The following is a 20732-nucleotide window of genomic DNA, read 5'->3' as shown; positions in this document are numbered from 1 at the left end:
CTCTTGGAGGAAACCCGAATTTTCCTTATTACCTATTTTGCAGCTTTGCTTGGGGTTGTACCGCCGGGATTGGTGAATATGAGCGTTGCCAAAACCTGTCTTAAAAGGGGGAAAACCAATGGCATTTATATGGCACTGGGAGCATCTTTAGTAGTTTTGCTCCAAGCTGCTATTGCAATAATGCTGGCGCGTTATATTTTCGATAACACGTATATCAATAGCATTCTTTTACGCGCCGGATTTGTGATCTTCTTGATTATGATGTTTTATTTTCTTGTAATGGCCCAGCGAAAGAGGAGAGAGGTGGAAGTGACGCCCACTTCGGGGAAAAAAAGTGTGTTTAAAGGCATCATAATAGGAGCTCTTAATATTTTCCCCATTCCCTTTTTTGTAGCTCTTGCTGCTGCACTTAATGTCAATGGTAATATTGAATACCACCTGCTTAACAATACGGCATTCGTGCTGGCGGCTTCCCTGGGCACTTTCACCACCCTTTATCTTTATGCTAGTTTTTTTGCTAAAATAGAGGCAGAGGGAACTTTTTTTGTAAAATACTCCAATTATTTCATGGCGGCCCTAATGCTGGTCCTGCTGGTGATTACGATAATAAGAATATATGCACAGGAATGAACAAGATTTCATTTTTTGATAGAGTGTATGAAGTGGTAAGACAAATCCCTATGGGAAAGGTGACCAGTTATGGGGCTATTGCAATTTATTTAGGGGCCACCGGCAGTTCAAGAATGGTAGGATGGGCTATGAACAACGCTTCCAAAATGGAAGATATTCCTGCGCACAGGGTGGTAAACAGAAATGGACTGCTTACAGGAAAACACCACTTTCCCGGCTCACGGGTAATGGAACAAATGCTCGAGGCCGAGGGTGTTGAGGTAAGGGATGATAAGGTCATTGATTTTCAGCTGCATTTCTGGGATCCGGCAAAAGAACTTTAGCCTATATTCACATCACTTTATTCGATCATCAAAATTGGGTAATAACTTCGTTATCTTAGCTTTTCGGCTTATATTTGCGTTTAGAATGAATCTATATAAGGTTTAGAACCATCAATAATACAGCATGAAACTTAATAGAAAAGATATACTGGAAGCTCTTGAAACCATTTCGGTTTCAGGGGAAGGAAAAAATATGGTTGAAAGTGGTGCCGTTCAAAACATCATGACCTTTGGAGATGAGGTAGTTGTTGATCTCTTGCTTACTACGCCTGCCCTGCACATCAAAAAACGGGCAGAGGTTGATGTAATGAAAGCAATCCACGAACATGTTTACCAAAAAGCCAATGTAAAAGTAAATATAAAAGTTCAGGCGCCCGAGAAGACCGAAATTAAAGGGAAAGCAATTCCCGGGATCAAAAACATTATCGCTGTTGCCTCAGGAAAAGGTGGAGTAGGGAAATCTACCGTAACTGCCAATCTTGCTGTTAGCCTTGCAAAAATGGGATTTAAAGTGGGTCTTTTAGATTCAGATATTTATGGGCCATCCATGCCTATGATGTTTGATGTGCAGACAGAAAAGCCACTATCGGTCAACATAGATGGGAAATCAAAAATGAAACCCATAGAGAATCACGGTGTTAAACTGCTTTCCATTGGATTCTTTACACAGCCAAATCAAGCGGTGATATGGAGAGGGCCAATGGCGGCAAAAGCGTTGAACCAGATGATCTTTGATGCAGCATGGGGAGAATTGGATTTTCTTTTAGTGGACCTGCCCCCGGGAACAGGGGATATCCACCTGTCTATCATGCAGTCACTTCCTTTAACCGGGGCTGTGGTTGTGAGTACTCCTCAAAATGTAGCTCTTGCAGATGCACGTAAAGGTGTGGCAATGTTTCAACAGGAATCAATTGATGTTCCTGTGTTAGGTATCATTGAGAATATGGCTTATTTTACTCCTGAGGAATTGCCAGATAACAAATATTACATTTTTGGAAAAGAAGGAGCTAAAATGCTTGCTGAAGATCTTAATGTGCCATTCCTGGGGCAGATCCCGCTTGTGCAAAGCATAAGAGAAGCCGGAGACATTGGTCATCCTGCAGCTTTACAGGAGAACACCCCATTTTCAAAAGCTTTTGAGGTCATTACTCAAAATGTAGTTCAGGAGACGGTAAAACGTAATAAAAGTTTACCGCCTACCGAAGCAATTAAAATCACCACTATGGCTGGCTGTAGTGCAGTTAATAAATAGTCATGACAAGCGAAGAAGTTAGGTTGAATGTTGAAAGGGCTCTTGAAGAAATAAGGCCATTTCTTAGAAACGACGGGGGAGATATTTCTCTCATTAGCATTGAAGATGATGACCGGCTGGTAAAGGTACAGCTGCAGGGCGCCTGTGTGGGTTGTAGCGTAAATACGATGACATTGAAGTCGGGAGTTGAGATGACTATAAAACGATATGTACCTCAAATCGAAAAAGTGCTGAATATCGAAAAATAGAGATGGGGCACTTCACAAAAGAAGACGTAATGATTAAAACAGATATGTTGATCATCGGCGCAGGGCCTACGGGCCTTTTTGCCGTATTTGAAGCAGGATTATTAAAACTGAAATGTCACCTCATTGATGCTTTGCCACAAGCAGGAGGACAGTGTTCAGAGATCTATCCAAAGAAGCCTATTTACGATATTCCGGCCTTTCCCGAAATTCTTGCAGGTGACCTGGTAGATAATTTAATGGAGCAAATAAGACCTTTTGAACCCGGTTTTACGCTGGGGGAAAGGGCAGAGACCATTGAGAAGCTGGATGACGGTTCTTTCATAGTTACTACGAGCGAAGGCACAAAACATCAGGCGCCTGTGGTGGTAATAGCCGGTGGACTGGGTAGTTTTGAGCCTCGTAAGCCACCTATTCCAAATATTGCCAAGTACGAGAACAATGGCGTTGCTTACATGATCAAAGAACCTGAAGATTACCGGGACAAGCGGGTAGTAATTGCGGGCGGGGGTGATTCGGCTCTTGACTGGGCTATTTATCTTTCTGAAGTTGCATCGGAAGTTTCTCTGGTCCACAGGAGAAATGAGTTCCGCGGCGCTTTGGATTCCGTAGAAAAGGTTTCTGAACTTTCAAAAATCGGAAAAATCAACCTTATTACTGAAGCTGAAGTGGTTGGGCTTAAGGGTTCGGAAGCTCTGGAATCTGTTGTGATTAGGCATAAGGGAGATGCTTCCGGAGAAGAAATAAAAGAGACAGATTATTTTATTCCTTTGTTCGGGCTTTCACCAAAATTGGGACCAATTGCGAACTGGGGCCTCGAGATCGAAAAAAATGCGATCAAAGTAGACAACAGTTATGATTATCAAACCAACATACCTGGGATATATGCCATTGGGGATGTTAACACCTACCCAGGTAAGCTGAAGCTTATTCTTTGCGGTTTCCACGAAGCGGCTATTATGTGTCAAAGTGCTTACCAGAGAATTTTCCCCGACAAGAAATATGTTATGAAATACACCACTGTGAGTGGGGTTAACGGTTTTGATGGTAGCAAAAAAGAGGCTAAAAGAGAGGTTGTTAAGAGTATAAATTAAAAAAGCAACAGGCTTCATAGGTTTTTGAACCCAATGGAGCCTTTTTATATATATGTCAGATATTAAAATCACCATAATTGACCGCGAAGGGGAAGCTCATGTAGTAGATGCGCCTACAGATATGAATATGAACTTAATGGAGGTGATACGCTCTCACGAACTTGCGCCCGAAGGTACAATTGGGATCTGCGGCGGTATGGCCATGTGCGCCTCCTGCCAGTGCTATATGCTTAACAAAGATCACCTGCTTCCCGAGAAATCTTATGAAGAAGAAGATATGCTCGACCAGGCATTTTTTGTTCAGGAAAACAGCAGGCTTAGTTGCCAGATCCATATTGAAAAGGAGCTGGAAGGGCTGGAGGTGAAAATAGCACCGTATAATGCCGATTAAGCTATTGACTTAATAAAGGATCTGGTTTTTGCCCTCTTTAAAAGGCAGGAAAAAATATAAGCAGCATGATCATTAATGTAATCGTTTTTTATTCCAGTAAATCGAAGGATTATCTTCAGCTTGAGGGAGTGATCTCCAAAAAGCACGTGGAACTGAAGGCAGAATGCTGCGAAAAATATAAAAAGGGCAAACGTTGTAAACGTTGCCCTTGTTTTGATTTGCTTTAAAGTTTATTGAAATGCCTGTATTCCCGTAATGTCAAGACCGGTGATCAAGAGGTGGATGTCATGCGTGCCTTCATAGGTGATCACACTTTCAAGGTTCATAGAGTGTCGCATAATGCTGTATTCACCTGTGATTCCCATTCCGCCAAGAATTTGTCTTGCTTCCCTGGCAATATTAATAGCCATGGCGACATTATTCCTTTTAGCCATCGAAATTTGTGCTGAGGTGGCAGTACCTTCATTTCTCATCACCCCGAGTCTCCAGGCGAGCAACTGAGCTTTAGTGATCTCGGTGATCATTTCGGCCAGTTTCTTTTGCTGTAACTGGAAGCTCGCGATAGGTTTTCCAAACTGTTCCCGTTCTTTTGCATAACGCAATGCGGTGTCATAGCAGTCCATTGCAGCGCCAATGGCACCCCATGCTATTCCATAGCGGGCAGAGTCAAGGCAACCGAGAGGAGCTCCCAATCCGCTTTTTTCGGGCATCAGGTTTTCCTTTGGAACTTTTACCTCATTAAAAACAAGTTCCCCCGTAGCACTTGCGCGAAGGGACCACTTGTTATGAGTTTCGGGAGTTGTGAACCCTTCCATGCCGCGTTCCACAATGAGTCCGTGAATACGTCCTTCTTCATTCTTTGCCCAAACAATGGCAATATCGGCAAAAGGTGCATTGGAGATCCACATTTTTGCCCCGTTGAGAAGATAATGATCTCCTTTGTCTTTAAAGTTAGTGGTCATCCCGCCGGGATTCGAACCATGATCCGGTTCGGTAAGGCCAAAACAACCAATCATTTCCCCTGAAGCAAGCTTCGGAAGATATTTTTTCTTTTGCTCTTCTGTTCCGTATTTAAAAATAGGATACATGACCAGCGAAGACTGCACAGAAGCAGTAGAGCGTACCCCACTATCTCCACGTTCGATCTCCTGCATAATGAGTCCGTAGGAGATCTGGTCGAGACCCGCACCACCGTACTCTTCAGGAATATAAGGTCCAAAGGCACCAATGTCTGCAAGGCCATTGATAAGTTGTTTTGGAAATTCTGCTTTTTGAGCCGCTTCTTCTATGATTGGAGATACTTCCCGCTTGACCCATGCGCGGGCGGCATCGCGTACCATTTTATGTTCGTCGGAAAGTAATTCGTCAAGATTATAGTAATCGGGAGCCTGAAATTGATCTGCTTTCATTGTAAGTTGTTTATTATTTGTCTGGAAGAGTAAATTTAAGCAAACAGAAATTAGGAGCAAGGTAGAATTACAGCAGAATTCCTAAAACAGCAGCTTCCGAAGTTAATTTTCTATATTGTCCAACTATATCACACCATTTTGATGAAGAAAATATATTTATTGTGGCTTATTGCCCTTGCTGCAGGATGTAATAATCCGGAAGAAAATGGACTGGCCGTTGTGGACCCTGTCCCAAAGCTTTCCGAAGAAAGAAAAGCACAACAGCAAGAAATAATTGATGAATACTTGTACAACTGCGCAAACAAGAAATTTATATACTCCAGGGAAAGACAGGAATGTCTTGATGCAGGGCTGGCAAAAGATCCTACAATAGCTTACCTATGGCAGCAAAAAGCCATGCCGCTTTTCAAGCAAGGCAAGTATGAAACAGGTATGGAGTACATAGATAAAGCCGTTGAGATCGATCCCGAACGCTGGCAGCCTTACCGGGCTTTTATAAAAGTAATTTTTGCCAAGACTTACAGGGCTGGAATTGCTGATTTCAAAGACCTGCTGGAGAAATATGGGAATGCCTATGTTATGGATCACACCTACAAATTCCATATCGGCCTTTCCTATTTACAGCTCAATGAATTTGAAAAAGCAGAAGCTATTTTTGCTGAAGATCTCAGCGAACAAAGAGAGCAGTGGGGGGAGGATGGAGAGCATCATCTTGATCTTTTTTACTACGGGGTTTCCAAGTATGAGCTGGGAAAATGTGAAGAAGCCATTGAGATTTTCAATAAGGCTCTAAAGATCTATCCCACTTTTGCTGAAGTGCAATATTATAAAGCAATTTGCCTTTATAAACTTGAAAAACCCGAAGAAGCCATGGAATTAATGGAATCTGCTCAAGCTAATGGCAAAGCGGGAAATACTATTAACGAGGACAATGTGATCTATGAAAGATATCCTTACCAGGTGAGGTGGTGATTAAGGAATAAACGTTTCAACCCTTTCAGGGTTCCAAACCCTGAAAGGGTCCTTTTGACCAAAATTACATCTTCAAATAGAAATCCTTCACGAGCTCGACATACTCCGGAGTGTACTGGTGTCGGGAGGTTTCAATAATCAGTTCATCCTGAATAGGCTGTGTTTCCAAAAATGATACTTCCAGCAGACTTCTTTTTACCTCAGAATTGGGAGTTCCCTTTACTCGGGTGATCCTTTGTGGAAAGAGATTGAAGTCTCCGGCCAGGTAGAGGAATTTTTCCTCTTCTGCAAACGGAATAATGACGCTGAATTTTCCCTTTTTTGAAAGGAGAAGGGAAACACCTTCCAGGAGTTCCTCAAACGGAAGTGCTTCTGCAAACCGCGCCTGATCCCTCTTCGCATCTCCCGAAGAATAATCGGCAGAATAAAACGGCGGATTGGAAACAATGAGATCATATTTTTCCTCATCCTGCATCTCTTCTACAAATTCGTCAAAGGCTGCATGATAGCAAAAAAGCCTGTCGCCCCAGTCGCTATTCTCAAAATTCTCGACCGCCTGCTCGTAGGCATCTTCATCAATTTCAAGTGCATCGATCAGCTCTGCGTCACTACGTTGAGCAAGCATCAAGGCAATCACCCCGGTGCCGGTGCCAATGTCAAGTATTGAGAATGGTTCGTGTTCAAGAGAAGTCCAGGCACCAAGTAGCACTCCGTCTGTACCGACTTTCATTGCGGTGCGGTCTTGGTGGATCGTGAATTGTTTGAACTTAAAAATAATATTGAGAATTTAGTAGTGAGTATTGAGACAGATAAATATAAAAATCTGCTATTGCAGTAGAGAATGTTAAGAGACCTAAAACTTTAAACCTTGAATCTAAAGATAAAGATCTATAAGTCCTTCCGGGGTCTTTACATGAATGACTTTGTTCTTCTTATCCACTTTTTGTAGAAAATAGTCATTCATGGGGATAAGAACCTGTTTTCCGTCTTTTTCGATCTCAAAAAGGGCCTGAGTGGTAGTGTCGTTGACTCCTGTGAGCGTGCCAACAGTGCCGTAATTTTCATCTTCAACCGTATAGCCAATGATCTCGTGGAAGTAGAATTGATCTTCTCCTAATTCTGGTAGGAGGTTGAGGGGTAAATAAAGGTCGCATTTCATGAGGTCTTCGGCGTCCTCTTCGGTATCGACTTCCTCAAATTTTACCCTTAACAAATTGCTCTTTTGAAGTGAGCTTCTTTCAATAAAAAATGGAACCAGATTATTGTCATATTCGACAAAAACTGATTCCATTTCTAAATAACTCTCGGGTTCATCGGTATCGAGTTTGATCAATACCTCTCCCTTAAAACTGAATTTACTAACGATCCTGCCAAGATAGAAACACTCTTCTTTTGTCATTGTTCGTTAGAATGAAAATTTAAGAACCTGACTGGTCTTGTTTTTCTTCAGTTTTTGCTTCTTCTGCAGTAGCGTCATCCACTTCATTTGCAGCAGCAGCTTCCTGGTCTTCGGTAGTTTCCTCAACTTCAGGTTGTGCAGCGGCAGCAGCTTCAGCTTCGCGTTTTGCATTAACTTCTTTTTCAGCTTCAAGAGCCTTCGCCTTAGCAGCTTCCTGCTCTTTTGTCAAATTCTCTTTTTTAGCTTCTACCTTACCTTCTTTTTGCTCAACCCAGGCGTTGAATTTCTCCTCGGCTTGCTCCTCGGTTAAAGCGCCTTTTCTAACACCACCTGCAAGGTGGTTCTTAAGTAAGACTCCTTTGTAAGAAAGGATAGCTCTTGCAGTATCTGTTGGTTGTGCTCCATTCTGTAACCATTTTACAGAACTGTCAACATCCAGCTCGATCGTTGCAGGATTTGTGTTTGGATTGTAAATTCCTAATTTTTCAAGAAACTTACCATCTCTCCTTGTCCGCGAGTCTGCGGCAATGATCCAGAAAAAAGGCTTTCCTTTTTTACCGTGTCTTTGTAATCTAATCTTTACAGGCATATAAATTAATTTGTGGGGTTCCCGACCCCGATTATTAATGAGGGGGCAAAGGTACTATTATTTTTTATTGTAAATTAAGCAGTTAGTAAAAAAAATTTGAAATCTCCGGCTGTCAAATTCCTTAATTTTTTCCACTTCGTTAAGGAGTGCTAAAGCCTGTTAAACATTGGGTTAGATCCATTATGTGTCATATCTTTAAGAAGAAAAAATAGCTAACCTAAAATGAAAAGTATGAACACGACAAAAGAGCAGGCAGCAAAACTCAATGAGTTGCTGGAGAAGAATTATGATTCTGAAATTGGTTTTAAGAAAGCTGCCGAAGATGTGAAGAACGAGAAGCTGAAACAATTTTTTGAGGTTAAGGCCAAAGAGCGTTATGATTTTGGGCATGAATTGAAAACTGAAATCAGGAACCTTGGTGAATCTCCCGACAAAGGAGCCAGTGTAAAGGGTAAAGCACACCATATGTGGATGGATCTAAAATCGGCTTTAAGTTCAGATAAGGAAGAAGAGGTTTTGGAAGAAGTTGTTCGGGGAGAGAAAATAGCTGTAGAAGACTACAACAAAATTATTAAGGATGATGGATTTCCCCCCTCGACTGCCAACCTGCTTATCAAACAGCGAAATGCGATAGAACGCACCTTCAAACAGGTAAAGGACCTGGAGGAGGCTTTTGATTAGTAAAAAGCCTAATATATTCAAGAACCCGGGCAAATCGCCCGGGTTTTTTTTGCTCAAAAAATGTCATTTTTGAAGTTTCCTTTCGTTAATAATTCCTGAAAACTTTCCCGGCATGTACATTAAATTATACTTATTTTTACCTCTTTAAAATTGCTTCTAAATTACTGTTTTGTGCTCATAATCAGCGACGAAGCCTCAAAAAATACTATTTTATGTACCTTATTTTTGATACTGAAACCACCGGTCTCCCCAAACGCTGGGATGCTCCCCTCACAGATAGCGATAACTGGCCCCGCTGTATACAAATAGCCTGGCAGTTACATGACGAGATGGGGCAAGTGGTAGAGCATCAGGATTACCTGGTGAAACCGGATGGTTTCAATATTCCCTACGATGCCGAAAAGGTACACGGTATCTCTACCGATCTCGCCCTTGAGGAAGGAATTTCCCTTAAGGAGATGCTGGAAAAATTTAATGTTGCACTTTCCCGCTCAAAATTCGTGGTGGGTCAAAATGTGGGGTTTGACCTCAATATAATGGGAGCCGAGTTCCATCGACTTCAAATGGAGAATAAATTACTGGAGCTTCCGGTTCTCGATACCTGTACCGAAGTTAGTGCACAGCTTTGCTGCATTCCCGGTGGAAGAGGAGGGAAATTCAAGCTCCCCACTTTAACCGAGCTGCACGAATTTTTGTTTCATGAACCTTTTGCTGAAGCGCACAACGCAACGGCCGATGTGGAGGCGACTACCCGTTGTTTCCTCGAACTTATCAGGAAAAGGGTATTTACTTCTGAAGAGCTGGATGTAAAACCAGATTATTTTGAAAATTTTTCAGAAGCACATCCGCAGCCAATACAGCTTATTGGGCTGAAGCATATCAATTTGAAGAAGGCTTCCGAAGAGATCAGAAAAAGGCTTCAGAAGAAAGAGGATAAGGGGATTTCTTCCGAAGAAATTAAGGAGAACCTTGAAAAGCTTGATGAAGTTGCTTTTTCGCACCTGCACAACCACAGCCAATTTTCCATTTTGCAATCTACAATAAGTATTAAAGATCTTGTTGATGCCGCTGCAAAAAAAGGTATGCCGGCTGTTGCACTAACAGATCATGCAAATATGATGGGTGCTTTTCATTTTGTTAAGGAAGTTGGCGCCTATAATAAAGGTGTAAAAACCAAAAATGCTGCTGCGGCCGAAAATAATGAACCTGCAACAGCCAGGGAGTTGAAGGCAATTGTTGGATGTGAATTTTTTGTTTGCGAGAATCGAAAAGATAAGAGCCGAAAGGACAATGGATACCAGGTAGTTTTTCTTGCGAAGAACAAAAAGGGATATCATAACCTGGCCAAAATGTCTTCCATGGCCTATACCGAGGGTTTTTATTACGTTCCCAGGATTGACAGGGAAGTTGTAATGAAATACAAGGAAGACATTATTGTGTTAACCGGAAACCTTTATGGGGAAGTTCCCGGTAAGATCCTTAACGTAGGGGAGAACCAGGCCGAGGAAGCTCTTTTGTGGTGGAAAGAACAATTTGGCGAAGATCTTTATGTGGAGCTAATGCGTCACAACCAGGAGGATGAAGACAGGGTGAATCCTGTCCTGGTGGAACTGGCGAAAAAACACGACGTAAAACTCGTGGCTTCAAATAACACCTATTATTGCGAGCAGAAGGATGCAAATGCTCATGATATTTTACTTTGTGTAAAAGACGGGGAAAAACAGGCCACCCCAATAGGCCGAGGCCGGGGATATCGTTACGGGCTGCCTAACAATGAATATTATTTCAAGAGCGGTGACGAAATGAAAGCCCTCTTTAAGGATCTTCCCGAGGCTATTTCTAATGTACAGGAAGTAGTTGACAAAATAGAACCATATGAGCTGGCACGTGATGTCTTGCTTCCAGCCTTTACCATTCCGGAAGAATTCATCGTGGCCGAAGATGCCAAAGATGGAGGAAAGAGAGGTGAGAATGCCTATCTTAAGCATATAACCTTTGTTGGGGCCGAAAAACGTTATGGAGAATTGACCCCTTCAATAAAGGAGCGTCTTGATTTTGAACTTTCTGTCATTGAGAATACCGGCTACCCGGGATACTTTTTGATCGTTGAAGATTTTATTAGGGAGGCCAGGAATATGGATGTTTCTGTTGGGCCTGGAAGGGGATCTGCAGCAGGTAGTGCTGTGGCCTACTGTCTGGGAATTACAAATATTGATCCTATTAAATACGATCTGCTTTTTGAGAGATTCCTGAATCCCGATCGTGTAAGTATGCCCGATATTGATATTGATTTTGATGATGAAGGCCGTAGCCGGGTTATGGACTACGTGATCAATAAATATGGAGCAAACCAGGTGGCCCAGATCATCACATATGGTACCATGGCAGCTAAATCATCCATTAGGGATACAGCGCGGGTTCTTGATCTACCGCTAAACGAAGCCGATAGAATCTCTAAGCTTATCCCCAATACCAAACTTTCCAAGATCTTTGGAATGGATGAAAAGGCTTTAAAAAGCAACTTTCGAAGTGAGGACCTGGATAAGATCAATGAACTACTAAACATCTCTGAAGGGGATGATCTGGAAGCTCAAACAGTGAATCAGGCACGAATTCTCGAAGGGTCGGTGAGAAACACCGGGATCCATGCCTGCGGAGTAATCATTACCCCAAGCGATATAACGAATTTTGTACCGGTGGCCCTTGCCAAGGATTCGGATCTTTATGTGACCCAATTTGATAATTCGGTTGTAGAAAGTGCAGGCCTTCTTAAAATGGACTTTTTGGGTCTCAAGACCCTTACCCTTATTAAGGATACCGTGAAGATTGTAAAGGGCCGACATGACATCGATCTTGACCCTGATAATTTTCCGCTCGATGATGAGAAAACCTATGAGTTGTTCCAGCGGGGAGAAACAGTAGGGATTTTTCAATATGAATCTCCCGGCATGCAAAAGCACATGAAAGACCTGAAGCCAACGGTCTTTGATGATCTTATTGCCATGAACGCGCTTTACAGACCGGGTCCAATGGAGTACATTCCAAGCTTTATTGCCCGAAAACATGGGGATGAGGACATCATTTATGACCTTCCAGCTATGGAAGAGTATCTCAAAGAAACCTACGGAATTACAGTTTACCAGGAGCAGGTGATGCTACTGTCGCAAAAACTGGCCAGTTTCACAAAAGGTGAAGCCGATGTACTGCGAAAGGCAATGGGGAAAAAAATATTCTCCCTGCTGGAAGAACTGAAACCAAAATTCCTTGATGGCGGAGAGGCAAACGGGCATCCCCGAAACGTTCTTGAGAAAGTCTGGAAAGACTGGGAGGCTTTTGCATCCTATGCCTTTAATAAGTCGCATTCTACCTGTTACGCCTGGATTGCATATCAAACGGCATATTTAAAGGCGCATTATCCTGCAGAATATATGGCAGCCGTGTTGTCGAACAACATGAACGATATCAAGCAGGTTACATTCTTTATGGAAGAATGCAAGCGAATGAAGTTAAACGTTCTTGGCCCCGATGTGAATGAATCATATTACAAGTTCTCTGTTAACAAAGAAAATGCAGTTCGTTTTGGAATGGGTGCCATTAAAGGAGTTGGTGCAGGAGCGGTAGCTACCATTGTTGAAAATAGAAAAAAGGGAGCTTACAGGTCTATTTTTGATATGGCCAAAAGGATCGACCTTAGAGCGGCCAATAAAAAAGCCTTCGAAAATCTGGCTTTGGCCGGGGGCTTTGATGGTTTTGGGGATACCCACCGCGCCCAATACTTTCATGATGAGGGCGACGGGATCACCTTTTTGGAGAAAGTAGTAAAATATGCTGCAAAATTTCAGGAGAATGAGAATTCTTCTCAGGTAAGTCTTTTTGGAGACGCCAGTGAAGTACAAATACCCGAACCTGTAGTGCCTCCTTGTGAGGAATGGGGAACCATGGAGAAGCTTAGAAGAGAGCGGGAAGTTGTAGGGATCTATCTCTCTGGACATCCACTGGATGACTTTAAAATTGAATTAAAAAGCTTCTGTAACGCTGTGCTTGCAGACTTCCAGGATCTGGAAGAAGCTTTGAACAAAGAGCTCACTTTTGGAGGTGTAATAAGTGACGTGCAACACCGCGTTAATAAGCAGGGACAGGGCTGGGCAACTTTCGTTGTGGAAGATTATTCCGATTCCTATGAGTTTAGGATGTTCAAGGAAGAATATTTAAAATACAGACATTTCCTTGTTCCCAATTCCTTTATTCATGCAAAGATCTTTATTCGGGAAGGTTACCCCAACAGGGAAACGGGCAGAAAAGGGGATCCAAGACTACAATTCAACAACATTCAGTTGTTGCATGACGTGATGGAGAACTACGCAAAGAAACTCACCATCCAACTCAATATCGATGAATTGCAGGAGGATAAAATAGATAGCTTAAAGGACCTTTTTAGGAGCCATAGTGGAGAGAACAAGCTCAATTTTGTGGTATATGAAATGAAAGACAGGATTAAGTTGCATATGCCCAGCAGGAAACAGAAAATAAGGATCTCCCAGGAGTTGCTTAATGCCCTGGAAGAGCAACAGGTGCTATATAAACTGAATTAAAACAAGAATCCCTCTCAAAAATGTCATTTTTGAGAGGGATTCTTGTTTTTCTCCTCTTCTTCCGGAGTAACAGAAGTAACTATAACATCATTGAGTAATGGATGTTTGAGGTTACTTTGTTAATTCCAAATAGACCAGTACAAGTGCGAAAATGGCTGTAAAAAGGATAAATGAAAGGATAATTCCTATGACCGCTTTTTGGACCAACGAAAAACCCGTTGTTTGTTCTTTCCAGAGTTGAGTTAATACTGTCATGGCAATGTTTTTTAAGGGTAAAGTTGTTTGAATATATATTGGTTTTGAGTTACTTATGCTACTAAAGATAGGAAATCGGGGAAGATTAGTTTTGTATATTTTTAACAATTCGCTGAAGTTGTGATTATTGTGGTTAAAGTGGAAATCACAGAATAAATAAGAAGGTTTTTTCTTACAAAAAGTAATTTTTGATAAATAGAATTTTTCAGTCTTTATAGGAGGCGACAATAACCTTATAGCCAAATGTGATTTCCGTTGTGTAAGGATTCCTTATTATTTTGACTATTTTTGTGTATAATTTATAACGTAAAAAAACTACAGATATGGCTTTAGAAATAACTGACGCAACTTTTGAGGAACAAGTACTTAAAAGCGACAAACCGGTAATGGTTGATTTTTGGGCTGCATGGTGTGGACCATGTAGAATGGTAGGTCCTATTATTGATGATATTAGTAAAGAATACGAAGGTAAAGCAGTGGTTGGGAAACTTGATGTAGATGCCAACCAGGAGTTTGCAGCCAAGTATGGCGTGAGAAACATTCCTACAGTACTTATCTTCAAAAATGGAGAAGTAGTAGGAAGACAGGTTGGAGTTGCGCCTAAAAACACATACGCAGAAGCATTGGATCAACTATTGTAGTTTTTCCTCAAATTTAGATATATAAAGATCCGGAGTTTTACTCCGGATTTTTTTATGCCTATAATTCTGTATCTTGGAAATAAATTTTATGAGATGCAGTTAGAGCAGGAAGTACATAAAGCCGGCCAATATCTTAATCTGGAACTATTGGCCGCGCAAATAGTGGAAGGATTCATTTCGGGGCTTCATAAGAGTCCGTTCCATGGCTTTTCTTCAGAGTTTGCAGAACATAAAGTTTATAACCAAGGGGAGAGTACCCGTCATATAGACTGGAAGCTGTTTGCCAAGACAGACAAGCTTTATACAAAACGTTACGAGGAGGAAACCAACCTTAGGTGTCATTTGATCCTCGACAATTCTGCTTCCATGCATTTTCCGAAGAAAAAAAACCAGAGTCTAAACGATCTCAATAAAATAGGTTTTTCGGTCCTGGCTTCGGCCTGCCTCATGCAGATCCTCAAAAAACAACGCGATGCCGTAGGGCTTAGTATTTATAGCGACAGGTATGAATATTATGCTCCCGAGAAAGGCAGTGAACGGCACCGCAGGATGCTGCTGCATGTACTGGAGGAAACCATTGGGCAGCCTAAAGAAAAAAAGCAAACTGCAACTTATACTTATCTGCATCAAATTGCCGAAAAAATCAAACGGCGGTCTCTTATCTTTTTCTTTTCAGATATGTTCCAGGATGAAGTAGAGGAAGAGAAGCTTTTTGAAGCGCTAAGGCATTTAAAATTCAATAAGCATGAGTTAATCCTTTTCCATGTATTGGATAAAGAGAAGGAATTGAATTTTAATTTTGGAGATGAACCACAGCAGTTCACAGATGTGGAAACAGGAGAGAAAATAGATTTATATGCTGATAATGTGAAGGATAGTTATCAAAAAGAGGTTGAGATCTATTTTAGCCGACTTAAGTTGAAGTGTGCTCAGTACGGGATCAAATACGTGCAGGCTGATATTAACGGGAGCTTCAATAAAATTTTGTCCACCTATTTGGTTGAGCGTCAGAAGTTTGTTTAGAAATGAAAAAATACTTTCAAATAATTTTAAAAAAGGTTTGCTGAATTTAAAATGTGCTGTATATTTGCCCTCGCAATCAAGCAACGGTCTGGTAGTTCAGTTGGTTAGAATACCTGCCTGTCACGCAGGGGGTCGCGAGTTCGAGTCTCGTCCAGACCGCAAGTTGCAAAGAAGCTCCTCTAAACGGGGAGCTTTTTTTGGCAATAAAAATTAGTTGTGTTGTTTGTGGTAAGTCTTTGACTTACCTGGGTTTAGAAGTAAACCAATGAGAAGCTTTTCCCTTTGAGGGAAGGGCTTTTTTGTTTTATACACGTTTCTGCAAATATCTACCTTTACTTCAATTCCTCCACAACTTTAGAGATTGATCTGTAAGCACCTTATATTTGTAGCTTGTGAAGTTATTTAGAAAAATTGATGAGAATTGGTGGCTGCAATACCTTGTAGGGATTGGCAGTATCTTTTCTATTTCTTTCATTTGTTTTCTTTTTAATGATTTTATAGGTTACCATGTAGTTGCACTTATTTTACTCCTGGCCGTTTCTATTCTGGCAATGTTTCTCAATACCCTTCCTGTGGTGACCGTTGCCATTTTAAGCGCTTTGACATGGAATTTCCTCTTTATTCAGCCAAAAGCAACTTTTAATATTACTACTCCGCAGGATGCTTTACTTTTTTTAATGTATTTCGTCATAGCAGTAATTAATGCTGTTTTTACTTCCCGTCTTAGAAAGTTGGAAGCTGTTGCCCGACAACGAAAGGAGCGGGAAAAAACCCTGAATCTTTATAACACGCTACTCAACTCTCTCTCCCATGAACTCAAAACGCCCATTTCCACAATTATAGGTGCTGTAGATACTTTAAAAATGAACAAAATTTCTGAAGCCAATAAAGTGGAATTATATACCGAGCTGGTTTTGGCTGGGAATAGACTACATCGGCAGGTTAATAATTTGCTAAGTATGAGTCGCTTGGAATCTGATTTTTTCAAGCTACAACTTGACTGGTATGATATCAAAGAAATAATACACGGAGTTATAGAAAACAATAGAAAAGAATCGCATTCCATAATTTTTTCCTCAACAGAAGATCTGCCACTTTTTAGGATTGACGGAGTACTTATGGAACAGGTTCTTCACAACATTGTATATAACGCTCTTGAATATACACCGGAAGGAACCGAAATTATTATTTCAACCTTTCTGCGGAAGGATGGATTTAAAATTGAAATAATTGATACAGGTCCAGGCTTTCCTGAAGATAAGTTGGATAAGGTGTTTGACAAATTTTACCGGCTGCCGAATTCTGTGGCGGGAGGAACGGGACTGGGACTTTCAATATCCAAAGGCTTTGTGAAAGCTCACAATGGATCAATAACTCTTGAAAATGCACCTGCAGGTGGAGCGAAATTTACAATTGATATACCTGCCCAGAAAGCAAATTTAACCACTATAGACGATGAATAAAGGGGAGATTCTTGTAATTGATGACGAACCGCAGATAAGAAAATTACTAAAGATCGTTTTGGAAAGCAATGATTATAAGGCGATTATGGCTTCTAACGGAACCGAAGGAATTCACCTGGCAGCAAATCATCCTCCCGAACTTATCATTCTTGACCTTGGCCTTCCCGATATAAGTGGTCATGAGGTACTTAAGGAACTGCGGAATTGGTTCGAGAAATCCATAATAATCTTATCAGTTATTGATTCTGAAGAGGATATTGTAAAAGCTCTGGACAGCGGTGCGACAGATTATCTAACGAAACCGTTTAGAACCGGAGAACTTCTTGCCAGAATACGTTCTTCTATCCGGCTTAACCAGGGAATTGAATTACAACAAAATATTTTTTCAGATGATCTTGAGATCGATCTTACCTCCCGTTCGGTCTACAGGGATCAGGAAATTGTAAAACTTACATCTACAGAATATAATCTCCTCGTTCTTTTAGCCAAAAATCAGGGAAAGGTGTTAACACACCAATACCTGTTAAGAACTATCTGGGGGCTTGGTGCCCAGACGGAAACACAATATTTGAGAGTATTCATTGCACAACTTCGAAAAAAACTTGAAAAGGATCCTAACCATCCGGTACATTTTATTACCGAAAGTGGAGTAGGTTACAGGTTTCTTTGATCTTTATAAAATCTTTATACTCTCGACCAAATCCTTACACACTCCTTATATTTTCCCCAGTACCTTTGTTTATTATAGATCATGAGCAAGATGAGTAAATCAGACGGGGAAGGTTCAGATGGTTTTTTACATCTCAAATGGCCTGCGATTATTATAATGATCCTGATCATTGCATTGGTGATTTGGCTGGATCAATGTTCACGCTCCGGTCAAATTTAATTGTGATTTTTTGAAATTAACCGAAAAACAGAGACGGGAAAAAATTCAGAGTAGGCTTGACGTATTAAAAAAGTTTTCTTTTTGGTTGAGTCTCTTAACAATATGTCTCATCATATTCGATCTTGGCTTCACCCATAGATCAGAAACAGAACTTTACCTTACAGATTTTTATCTTGTAACTCTGTTTATAGGTAGTACTACTATACTTGTAAGGTACTGGGTATCAAAAGAAAAGTTCCCTCTCAAAGTCCACATTTTCGACGGGATCATTTTACTCCTCAATATACTATTGATCCTTATTAAACTCGATTTTCTCCTTGAGACCTTTCCCAGTCTTGCATTTTTTAACAACATGGGATGGCTTTACCTGGCCCTTCTAATTTATTTTGTCAGGGAATTTTCTACTCTCCGGCTGAATTTTAACCGTGAAGTATTAAATCCCGCACAATTGTTTATCGCAAGTTTCCTGGGATTAATCTTTATTGGAACACTTCTGTTGATGCTGCCAAGAGCGACTCATGAAGGGATATCTGCCGTGGATGCACTTTTCACTGCAACCAGTGCTGTATGTGTAACAGGTCTGATTGTTGTTGACACCGGAACTTATTTTACCGGTCTTGGCCAAACCGTCATCTTGATCCTTATTCAACTGGGAGGACTGGGAATTATGACCTTTGCCAGTTATTTCTCCTACTTCTTCCGCGGCAAGAGTTCTTACGAGCACCAGATCATGCTAAAGGATATGACGAATTCAGAAAAGATTGGAGAAGTATTTAGTGTGCTTAAGAAGATCATTCTACTTACACTAGCCGTTGAGGCTGTTGGAGCGGTATTTATTTTCTTTAGTCTGGAAGCAGGAACCGTTGAAGGCTTTTTTGAGCAAGTTTTCTTTTCAATTTTCCACAGTATTTCCGGTTTTTGTAATGCGGGTTTCTCCACCCTCGAGAACAGTTTGTATGAGCCTGAGTTTAAGTTCAACTATCCGCTGCAGCTGATTGTGGTTACCCTGTTTATCCTGGGGGGTATTGGGTTTCCCATTCTTTTCAACCTTTACAAGTATTTTCGATATTTCCTGAAGAATCAATATGTGAAACTGCAACACCCGGCCAATTCAGTTTATACTCCATGGGTAATTAGCTTAAATACCAGGATTGTGTTGGTAACAACCTCTGCACTACTTCTGGTAGGAACAATCCTGTTTTATTATTTTGAATACAATAATACTCTACAGGAACATTCCTGGTTTGGGAAATTGGTGGTCTCCTTTTTTGGTGCGGCTACCCCAAGAACAGCGGGATTTAATTCAGTAGATATGACTGCCTTAAACTTTTCCACCTTAATGATCATTTTTATTCTCATGTGGATTGGAGCTTCTCCTGGTTCCACAGGAGGTGGGATAAAGACAAGCACCTTTGCTTTAATGACCCTTAATTTTTTCAGCCTGGCTCGTGGCAAGGATCGGGTAGAAGTTTTCAGAAGAGAAATATCTGATCAGTCAATGAGACGGGCCTTTGCAATTGTGGCTTTGTCTCTTATGGTCATTGGAACATCAATTTTTTTAATAGCATCCTTTGATGAAGAAAAGACCTTGCTCAGCATTGCCTTTGAAAGCTTCTCGGCCTATAGTACAGTTGGTCTCAGTCTAGGAATAACTCCCCACCTTAGTTCAGCTTCAAAGATGGTAATTATAGCTACAATGTTCATTGGGAGAGTGAGCATGTTAACTATTTTAATCGCTCTTTTAAGGAGGGTTAAGTATTTGAATTATAGATATCCACAGGAAGAAATTCTAATGAATTAAACATGAAATATATAATAATAGGTCTTGGAAATTTCGGCGCCTCTCTTTCAGAAAAGTTGACGAAACTGGGTAATGAAGTGATTGGAGTTGATTCCAACATGAGTAAAGTTGAAGCAATAAAAGATAAAATAACTCACGCAGTAAACCTGGATTCTACAGATATTACTGCAGTATCCAGTTTGCCCTTAAAAGATACTGACGTTGTTATTATAGGAATAGGGGAGGACAAAGGAGCAAACATTATGGCGACCGCTCTTATGAAGCAGTTGCACGTTAAAAGACTCATAAGTAGGGCTGTTTCACCGCTCCAGGAGATGGTTCTGCAAGCTATGGGCGTGGATGAAATAATACATCCTGAGGAAGAAACAGCCGAAAGATGGGCGAAGAAACTCAACCTTTCCGGAGTGGTAGACTCCTTTGAAGTTAATCGCGATTACAGCATTATTGAGACGGAAGTTCCTGAGGAATTTGATGGCAGAACTCTCGAGGAAATAGGTCTTAAGCGGCAGTATGATATTATCGTTCTCACCACAATAAAAATTACAAGAGAAAAAAATGAAATTGGGGCAGACCGACAGGTTTCAAATGTCCAGGGAGTAGCGTCGGCAAAAACAATTCTCCATAAATATGACATAATGGTGCTTTACGGGCATAATAAAAACATAAAGAGATTATTAAAAGACCAGGAAAAGTATTGATTCCAAAATGGGATTAAATCAATAAAATCTAGCTTACCTGTACCTTAAAGTTAGTTTAGCTTCAATACAATATGCAGGGAAATTGAGATCAAGGTTTCCCTGACCACAGTTGAACAGTTAAAAATAATTAACCTACAAAAAGGACCTTTTAAAATTTTAGTTTAGTGGTGGGTTGTTGCCGCTATAATAATTTTGTATTTTCTTAATCTACAATGCAGGAACTAAAGCTTCAGGTTGACTGGAACCAAAAATTTGGAAACAAATGAAGCTCCTCACATTGGGGAGCTTTTTTTGGCAATAAAAATTAGTTGTTTTGTTTGTGAAAAGTCTTTGACTTACCTGGGTTTAGAAGTAAACCAATGAGAAGCTTTTACCTTTAAGGGAA

General features: G+C 40.9%; 20 protein-coding genes and 1 tRNA gene. 16 read left to right on the top strand and 5 right to left on the bottom strand.

The features are described 5' to 3' along the window. Positions 1-3 precede the first annotated feature (3 nt). The 6 genes from OU683_RS03505 to OU683_RS03480 all read left to right on the top strand — a co-directional run bounded on the left by OU683_RS03505 (position 4) and on the right by OU683_RS03480 (position 3935). A complete protein-coding gene (locus OU683_RS03505) occupies positions 4-630 on the top strand; it encodes a LysE family transporter (protein ID WP_268135203.1) in 627 nt (208 codons plus the stop codon). Beyond that, the gene (locus OU683_RS03500) at positions 627-953 is read left to right on the top strand and encodes an MGMT family protein (RefSeq protein ID WP_268135201.1); all 327 of its coding nucleotides are present in this window, start codon (positions 627-629) and stop codon (positions 951-953) included. The genes OU683_RS03505 and OU683_RS03500 overlap by 4 nt, the downstream gene beginning before the upstream one ends. Positions 954-1077: 124 nt before the next feature. Beyond that, complete coding sequence (locus tag OU683_RS03495) at positions 1078-2205, top strand: Mrp/NBP35 family ATP-binding protein (RefSeq protein WP_268135199.1); 1128 nt, start codon at positions 1078-1080, stop codon at positions 2203-2205. Between the two features lie 2 nt (positions 2206-2207). After that, entirely contained in the window at positions 2208-2453 is a 246-nt protein-coding gene (locus OU683_RS03490; RefSeq protein ID WP_228916004.1) for a NifU family protein, read from the top strand. A gap of 29 nt (positions 2454-2482) precedes the next feature. Further along, a complete protein-coding gene (locus OU683_RS03485) occupies positions 2483-3544 on the top strand; it encodes an NAD(P)/FAD-dependent oxidoreductase (RefSeq protein ID WP_268135195.1) in 1062 nt (353 codons plus the stop codon). Between the two features lie 52 nt (positions 3545-3596). Then, positions 3597-3935 (top strand): 2Fe-2S iron-sulfur cluster-binding protein, encoded by a 339-nt coding sequence (locus OU683_RS03480; protein ID WP_268135193.1) that lies wholly within the window; start codon positions 3597-3599, stop codon positions 3933-3935. A 230-nt stretch (positions 3936-4165) separates the two neighbouring features. Here OU683_RS03480 and OU683_RS03475 read toward each other — a convergent pair whose 3' ends face one another. Beyond that, positions 4166-5344, bottom strand: a complete 1179-nt coding sequence (locus tag OU683_RS03475) for an acyl-CoA dehydrogenase family protein (RefSeq protein WP_268135191.1) — start codon at positions 5342-5344, stop codon at positions 4166-4168. Between the two features lie 141 nt (positions 5345-5485). Here OU683_RS03475 and OU683_RS03470 point away from each other — a divergent pair, with 141 nt between their 5' ends. Next, complete coding sequence (locus OU683_RS03470; RefSeq protein ID WP_268135189.1) at positions 5486-6316, top strand: tetratricopeptide repeat protein; 831 nt, start codon at positions 5486-5488, stop codon at positions 6314-6316. A 64-nt stretch (positions 6317-6380) separates the two neighbouring features. Here the strand turns inward: OU683_RS03470 and OU683_RS03465 are convergent, their stop codons facing one another. From OU683_RS03465 to OU683_RS03455, 3 genes are all read right to left on the bottom strand, one after another. After that, positions 6381-7046, bottom strand: coding sequence for a tRNA1(Val) (adenine(37)-N6)-methyltransferase (locus OU683_RS03465; protein WP_268135187.1), 666 nt, complete (start codon positions 7044-7046; stop codon positions 6381-6383). Between the two features lie 144 nt (positions 7047-7190). After that, entirely contained in the window at positions 7191-7715 is a 525-nt protein-coding gene (gene rimM / locus OU683_RS03460; protein WP_268135185.1) for a ribosome maturation factor RimM, read from the bottom strand. A 19-nt stretch (positions 7716-7734) separates the two neighbouring features. After that, a complete protein-coding gene (locus OU683_RS03455; RefSeq protein ID WP_268135183.1) occupies positions 7735-8304 on the bottom strand; it encodes a 30S ribosomal protein S16 in 570 nt (189 codons plus the stop codon). Positions 8305-8535: 231 nt separating this feature from the next. Between OU683_RS03455 and OU683_RS03450 the strand changes: the two genes are divergently transcribed. Continuing rightward, positions 8536-8985 (top strand): ferritin-like domain-containing protein, encoded by a 450-nt coding sequence (locus tag OU683_RS03450; RefSeq protein ID WP_268135181.1) that lies wholly within the window; start codon positions 8536-8538, stop codon positions 8983-8985. 212 nt (positions 8986-9197) lie between these two features. Further along, positions 9198-13577, top strand: a complete 4380-nt coding sequence (gene dnaE, locus OU683_RS03445; RefSeq protein WP_268135179.1) for a DNA polymerase III subunit alpha — start codon at positions 9198-9200, stop codon at positions 13575-13577. A gap of 111 nt (positions 13578-13688) precedes the next feature. Here the strand turns inward: dnaE and OU683_RS03440 are convergent, their stop codons facing one another. After that, on the bottom strand, positions 13689-13832 hold the full coding sequence (locus tag OU683_RS03440; protein WP_268135177.1) for a hypothetical protein: 144 nt from the start codon (positions 13830-13832) through the stop codon (positions 13689-13691). A gap of 323 nt (positions 13833-14155) precedes the next feature. Here OU683_RS03440 and trxA point away from each other — a divergent pair, with 323 nt between their 5' ends. From trxA to OU683_RS03405, 7 genes are all read left to right on the top strand, one after another. Then, on the top strand, positions 14156-14473 hold the full coding sequence (trxA, locus tag OU683_RS03435) for a thioredoxin (RefSeq protein ID WP_097055588.1): 318 nt from the start codon (positions 14156-14158) through the stop codon (positions 14471-14473). Between the two features lie 93 nt (positions 14474-14566). Further along, positions 14567-15496, top strand: coding sequence for a DUF58 domain-containing protein (locus OU683_RS03430; protein WP_268135173.1), 930 nt, complete (start codon positions 14567-14569; stop codon positions 15494-15496). A gap of 85 nt (positions 15497-15581) precedes the next feature. After that, a tRNA-Asp gene (locus tag OU683_RS03425) sits at positions 15582-15655 on the top strand. A gap of 233 nt (positions 15656-15888) precedes the next feature. Then, positions 15889-16959 (top strand): sensor histidine kinase, encoded by a 1071-nt coding sequence (locus tag OU683_RS03420; protein ID WP_268135171.1) that lies wholly within the window; start codon positions 15889-15891, stop codon positions 16957-16959. Then, positions 16952-17629, top strand: coding sequence for a response regulator (locus tag OU683_RS03415; RefSeq protein ID WP_268135169.1), 678 nt, complete (start codon positions 16952-16954; stop codon positions 17627-17629). Before OU683_RS03420 ends, OU683_RS03415 begins: the two co-directional genes overlap by 8 nt. Before the next feature lie 304 nt (positions 17630-17933). Continuing rightward, positions 17934-19649: a TrkH family potassium uptake protein gene (locus OU683_RS03410; RefSeq protein WP_268135167.1), complete on the top strand. Its 1716-nt coding sequence runs from the start codon at positions 17934-17936 to the stop codon at positions 19647-19649. Positions 19650-19651: 2 nt separating this feature from the next. Continuing rightward, positions 19652-20347: a potassium channel family protein gene (locus tag OU683_RS03405; RefSeq protein ID WP_268135165.1), complete on the top strand. Its 696-nt coding sequence runs from the start codon at positions 19652-19654 to the stop codon at positions 20345-20347. Positions 20348-20732 lie beyond the last annotated feature (385 nt).

Source organism: Salinimicrobium sp. TH3, from assembly GCF_026676115.1.
Lineage (GTDB): Bacteria > Bacteroidota > Bacteroidia > Flavobacteriales > Flavobacteriaceae > Salinimicrobium.
The sequence above is the reverse complement of the archived record's forward strand: the minus strand, read 5'-3'. Positions and strand labels throughout refer to the sequence as shown.

What these genes read in the sequence shown, in the direction of transcription:
- OU683_RS03500 (WP_268135201.1), top strand. Translation starts at nt 627, where the DNA reads ATGAACAAGATTTCATTTTTTGATAGAGTGTATGAAGTGGTAAGACAA.
- OU683_RS03495 (WP_268135199.1), top strand. Translation starts at nt 1,078, where the DNA reads ATGAAACTTAATAGAAAAGATATACTGGAAGCTCTTGAAACCATTTCG.
- OU683_RS03490 (WP_228916004.1), top strand. Translation starts at nt 2,208, where the DNA reads ATGACAAGCGAAGAAGTTAGGTTGAATGTTGAAAGGGCTCTTGAAGAA.
- OU683_RS03485 (WP_268135195.1), top strand. Translation starts at nt 2,483, where the DNA reads ATGATTAAAACAGATATGTTGATCATCGGCGCAGGGCCTACGGGCCTT.
- OU683_RS03480 (WP_268135193.1), top strand. Translation starts at nt 3,597, where the DNA reads ATGTCAGATATTAAAATCACCATAATTGACCGCGAAGGGGAAGCTCAT.
- OU683_RS03475 (WP_268135191.1), bottom strand. Translation starts at nt 5,344, where the DNA reads ATGAAAGCAGATCAATTTCAGGCTCCCGATTACTATAATCTTGACGAA.
- OU683_RS03470 (WP_268135189.1), top strand. Translation starts at nt 5,486, where the DNA reads ATGAAGAAAATATATTTATTGTGGCTTATTGCCCTTGCTGCAGGATGT.
- OU683_RS03465 (WP_268135187.1), bottom strand. Translation starts at nt 7,046, where the DNA reads ATGAAAGTCGGTACAGACGGAGTGCTACTTGGTGCCTGGACTTCTCTT.
- rimM (WP_268135185.1), bottom strand. Translation starts at nt 7,715, where the DNA reads ATGACAAAAGAAGAGTGTTTCTATCTTGGCAGGATCGTTAGTAAATTC.
- OU683_RS03455 (WP_268135183.1), bottom strand. Translation starts at nt 8,304, where the DNA reads ATGCCTGTAAAGATTAGATTACAAAGACACGGTAAAAAAGGAAAGCCT.
- OU683_RS03450 (WP_268135181.1), top strand. Translation starts at nt 8,536, where the DNA reads ATGAACACGACAAAAGAGCAGGCAGCAAAACTCAATGAGTTGCTGGAG.
- dnaE (WP_268135179.1), top strand. Translation starts at nt 9,198, where the DNA reads ATGTACCTTATTTTTGATACTGAAACCACCGGTCTCCCCAAACGCTGG.
- OU683_RS03440 (WP_268135177.1), bottom strand. Translation starts at nt 13,832, where the DNA reads ATGACAGTATTAACTCAACTCTGGAAAGAACAAACAACGGGTTTTTCG.
- trxA (WP_097055588.1), top strand. Translation starts at nt 14,156, where the DNA reads ATGGCTTTAGAAATAACTGACGCAACTTTTGAGGAACAAGTACTTAAA.
- OU683_RS03430 (WP_268135173.1), top strand. Translation starts at nt 14,567, where the DNA reads ATGCAGTTAGAGCAGGAAGTACATAAAGCCGGCCAATATCTTAATCTG.
- OU683_RS03415 (WP_268135169.1), top strand. Translation starts at nt 16,952, where the DNA reads ATGAATAAAGGGGAGATTCTTGTAATTGATGACGAACCGCAGATAAGA.
- OU683_RS03405 (WP_268135165.1), top strand. Translation starts at nt 19,652, where the DNA reads ATGAAATATATAATAATAGGTCTTGGAAATTTCGGCGCCTCTCTTTCA.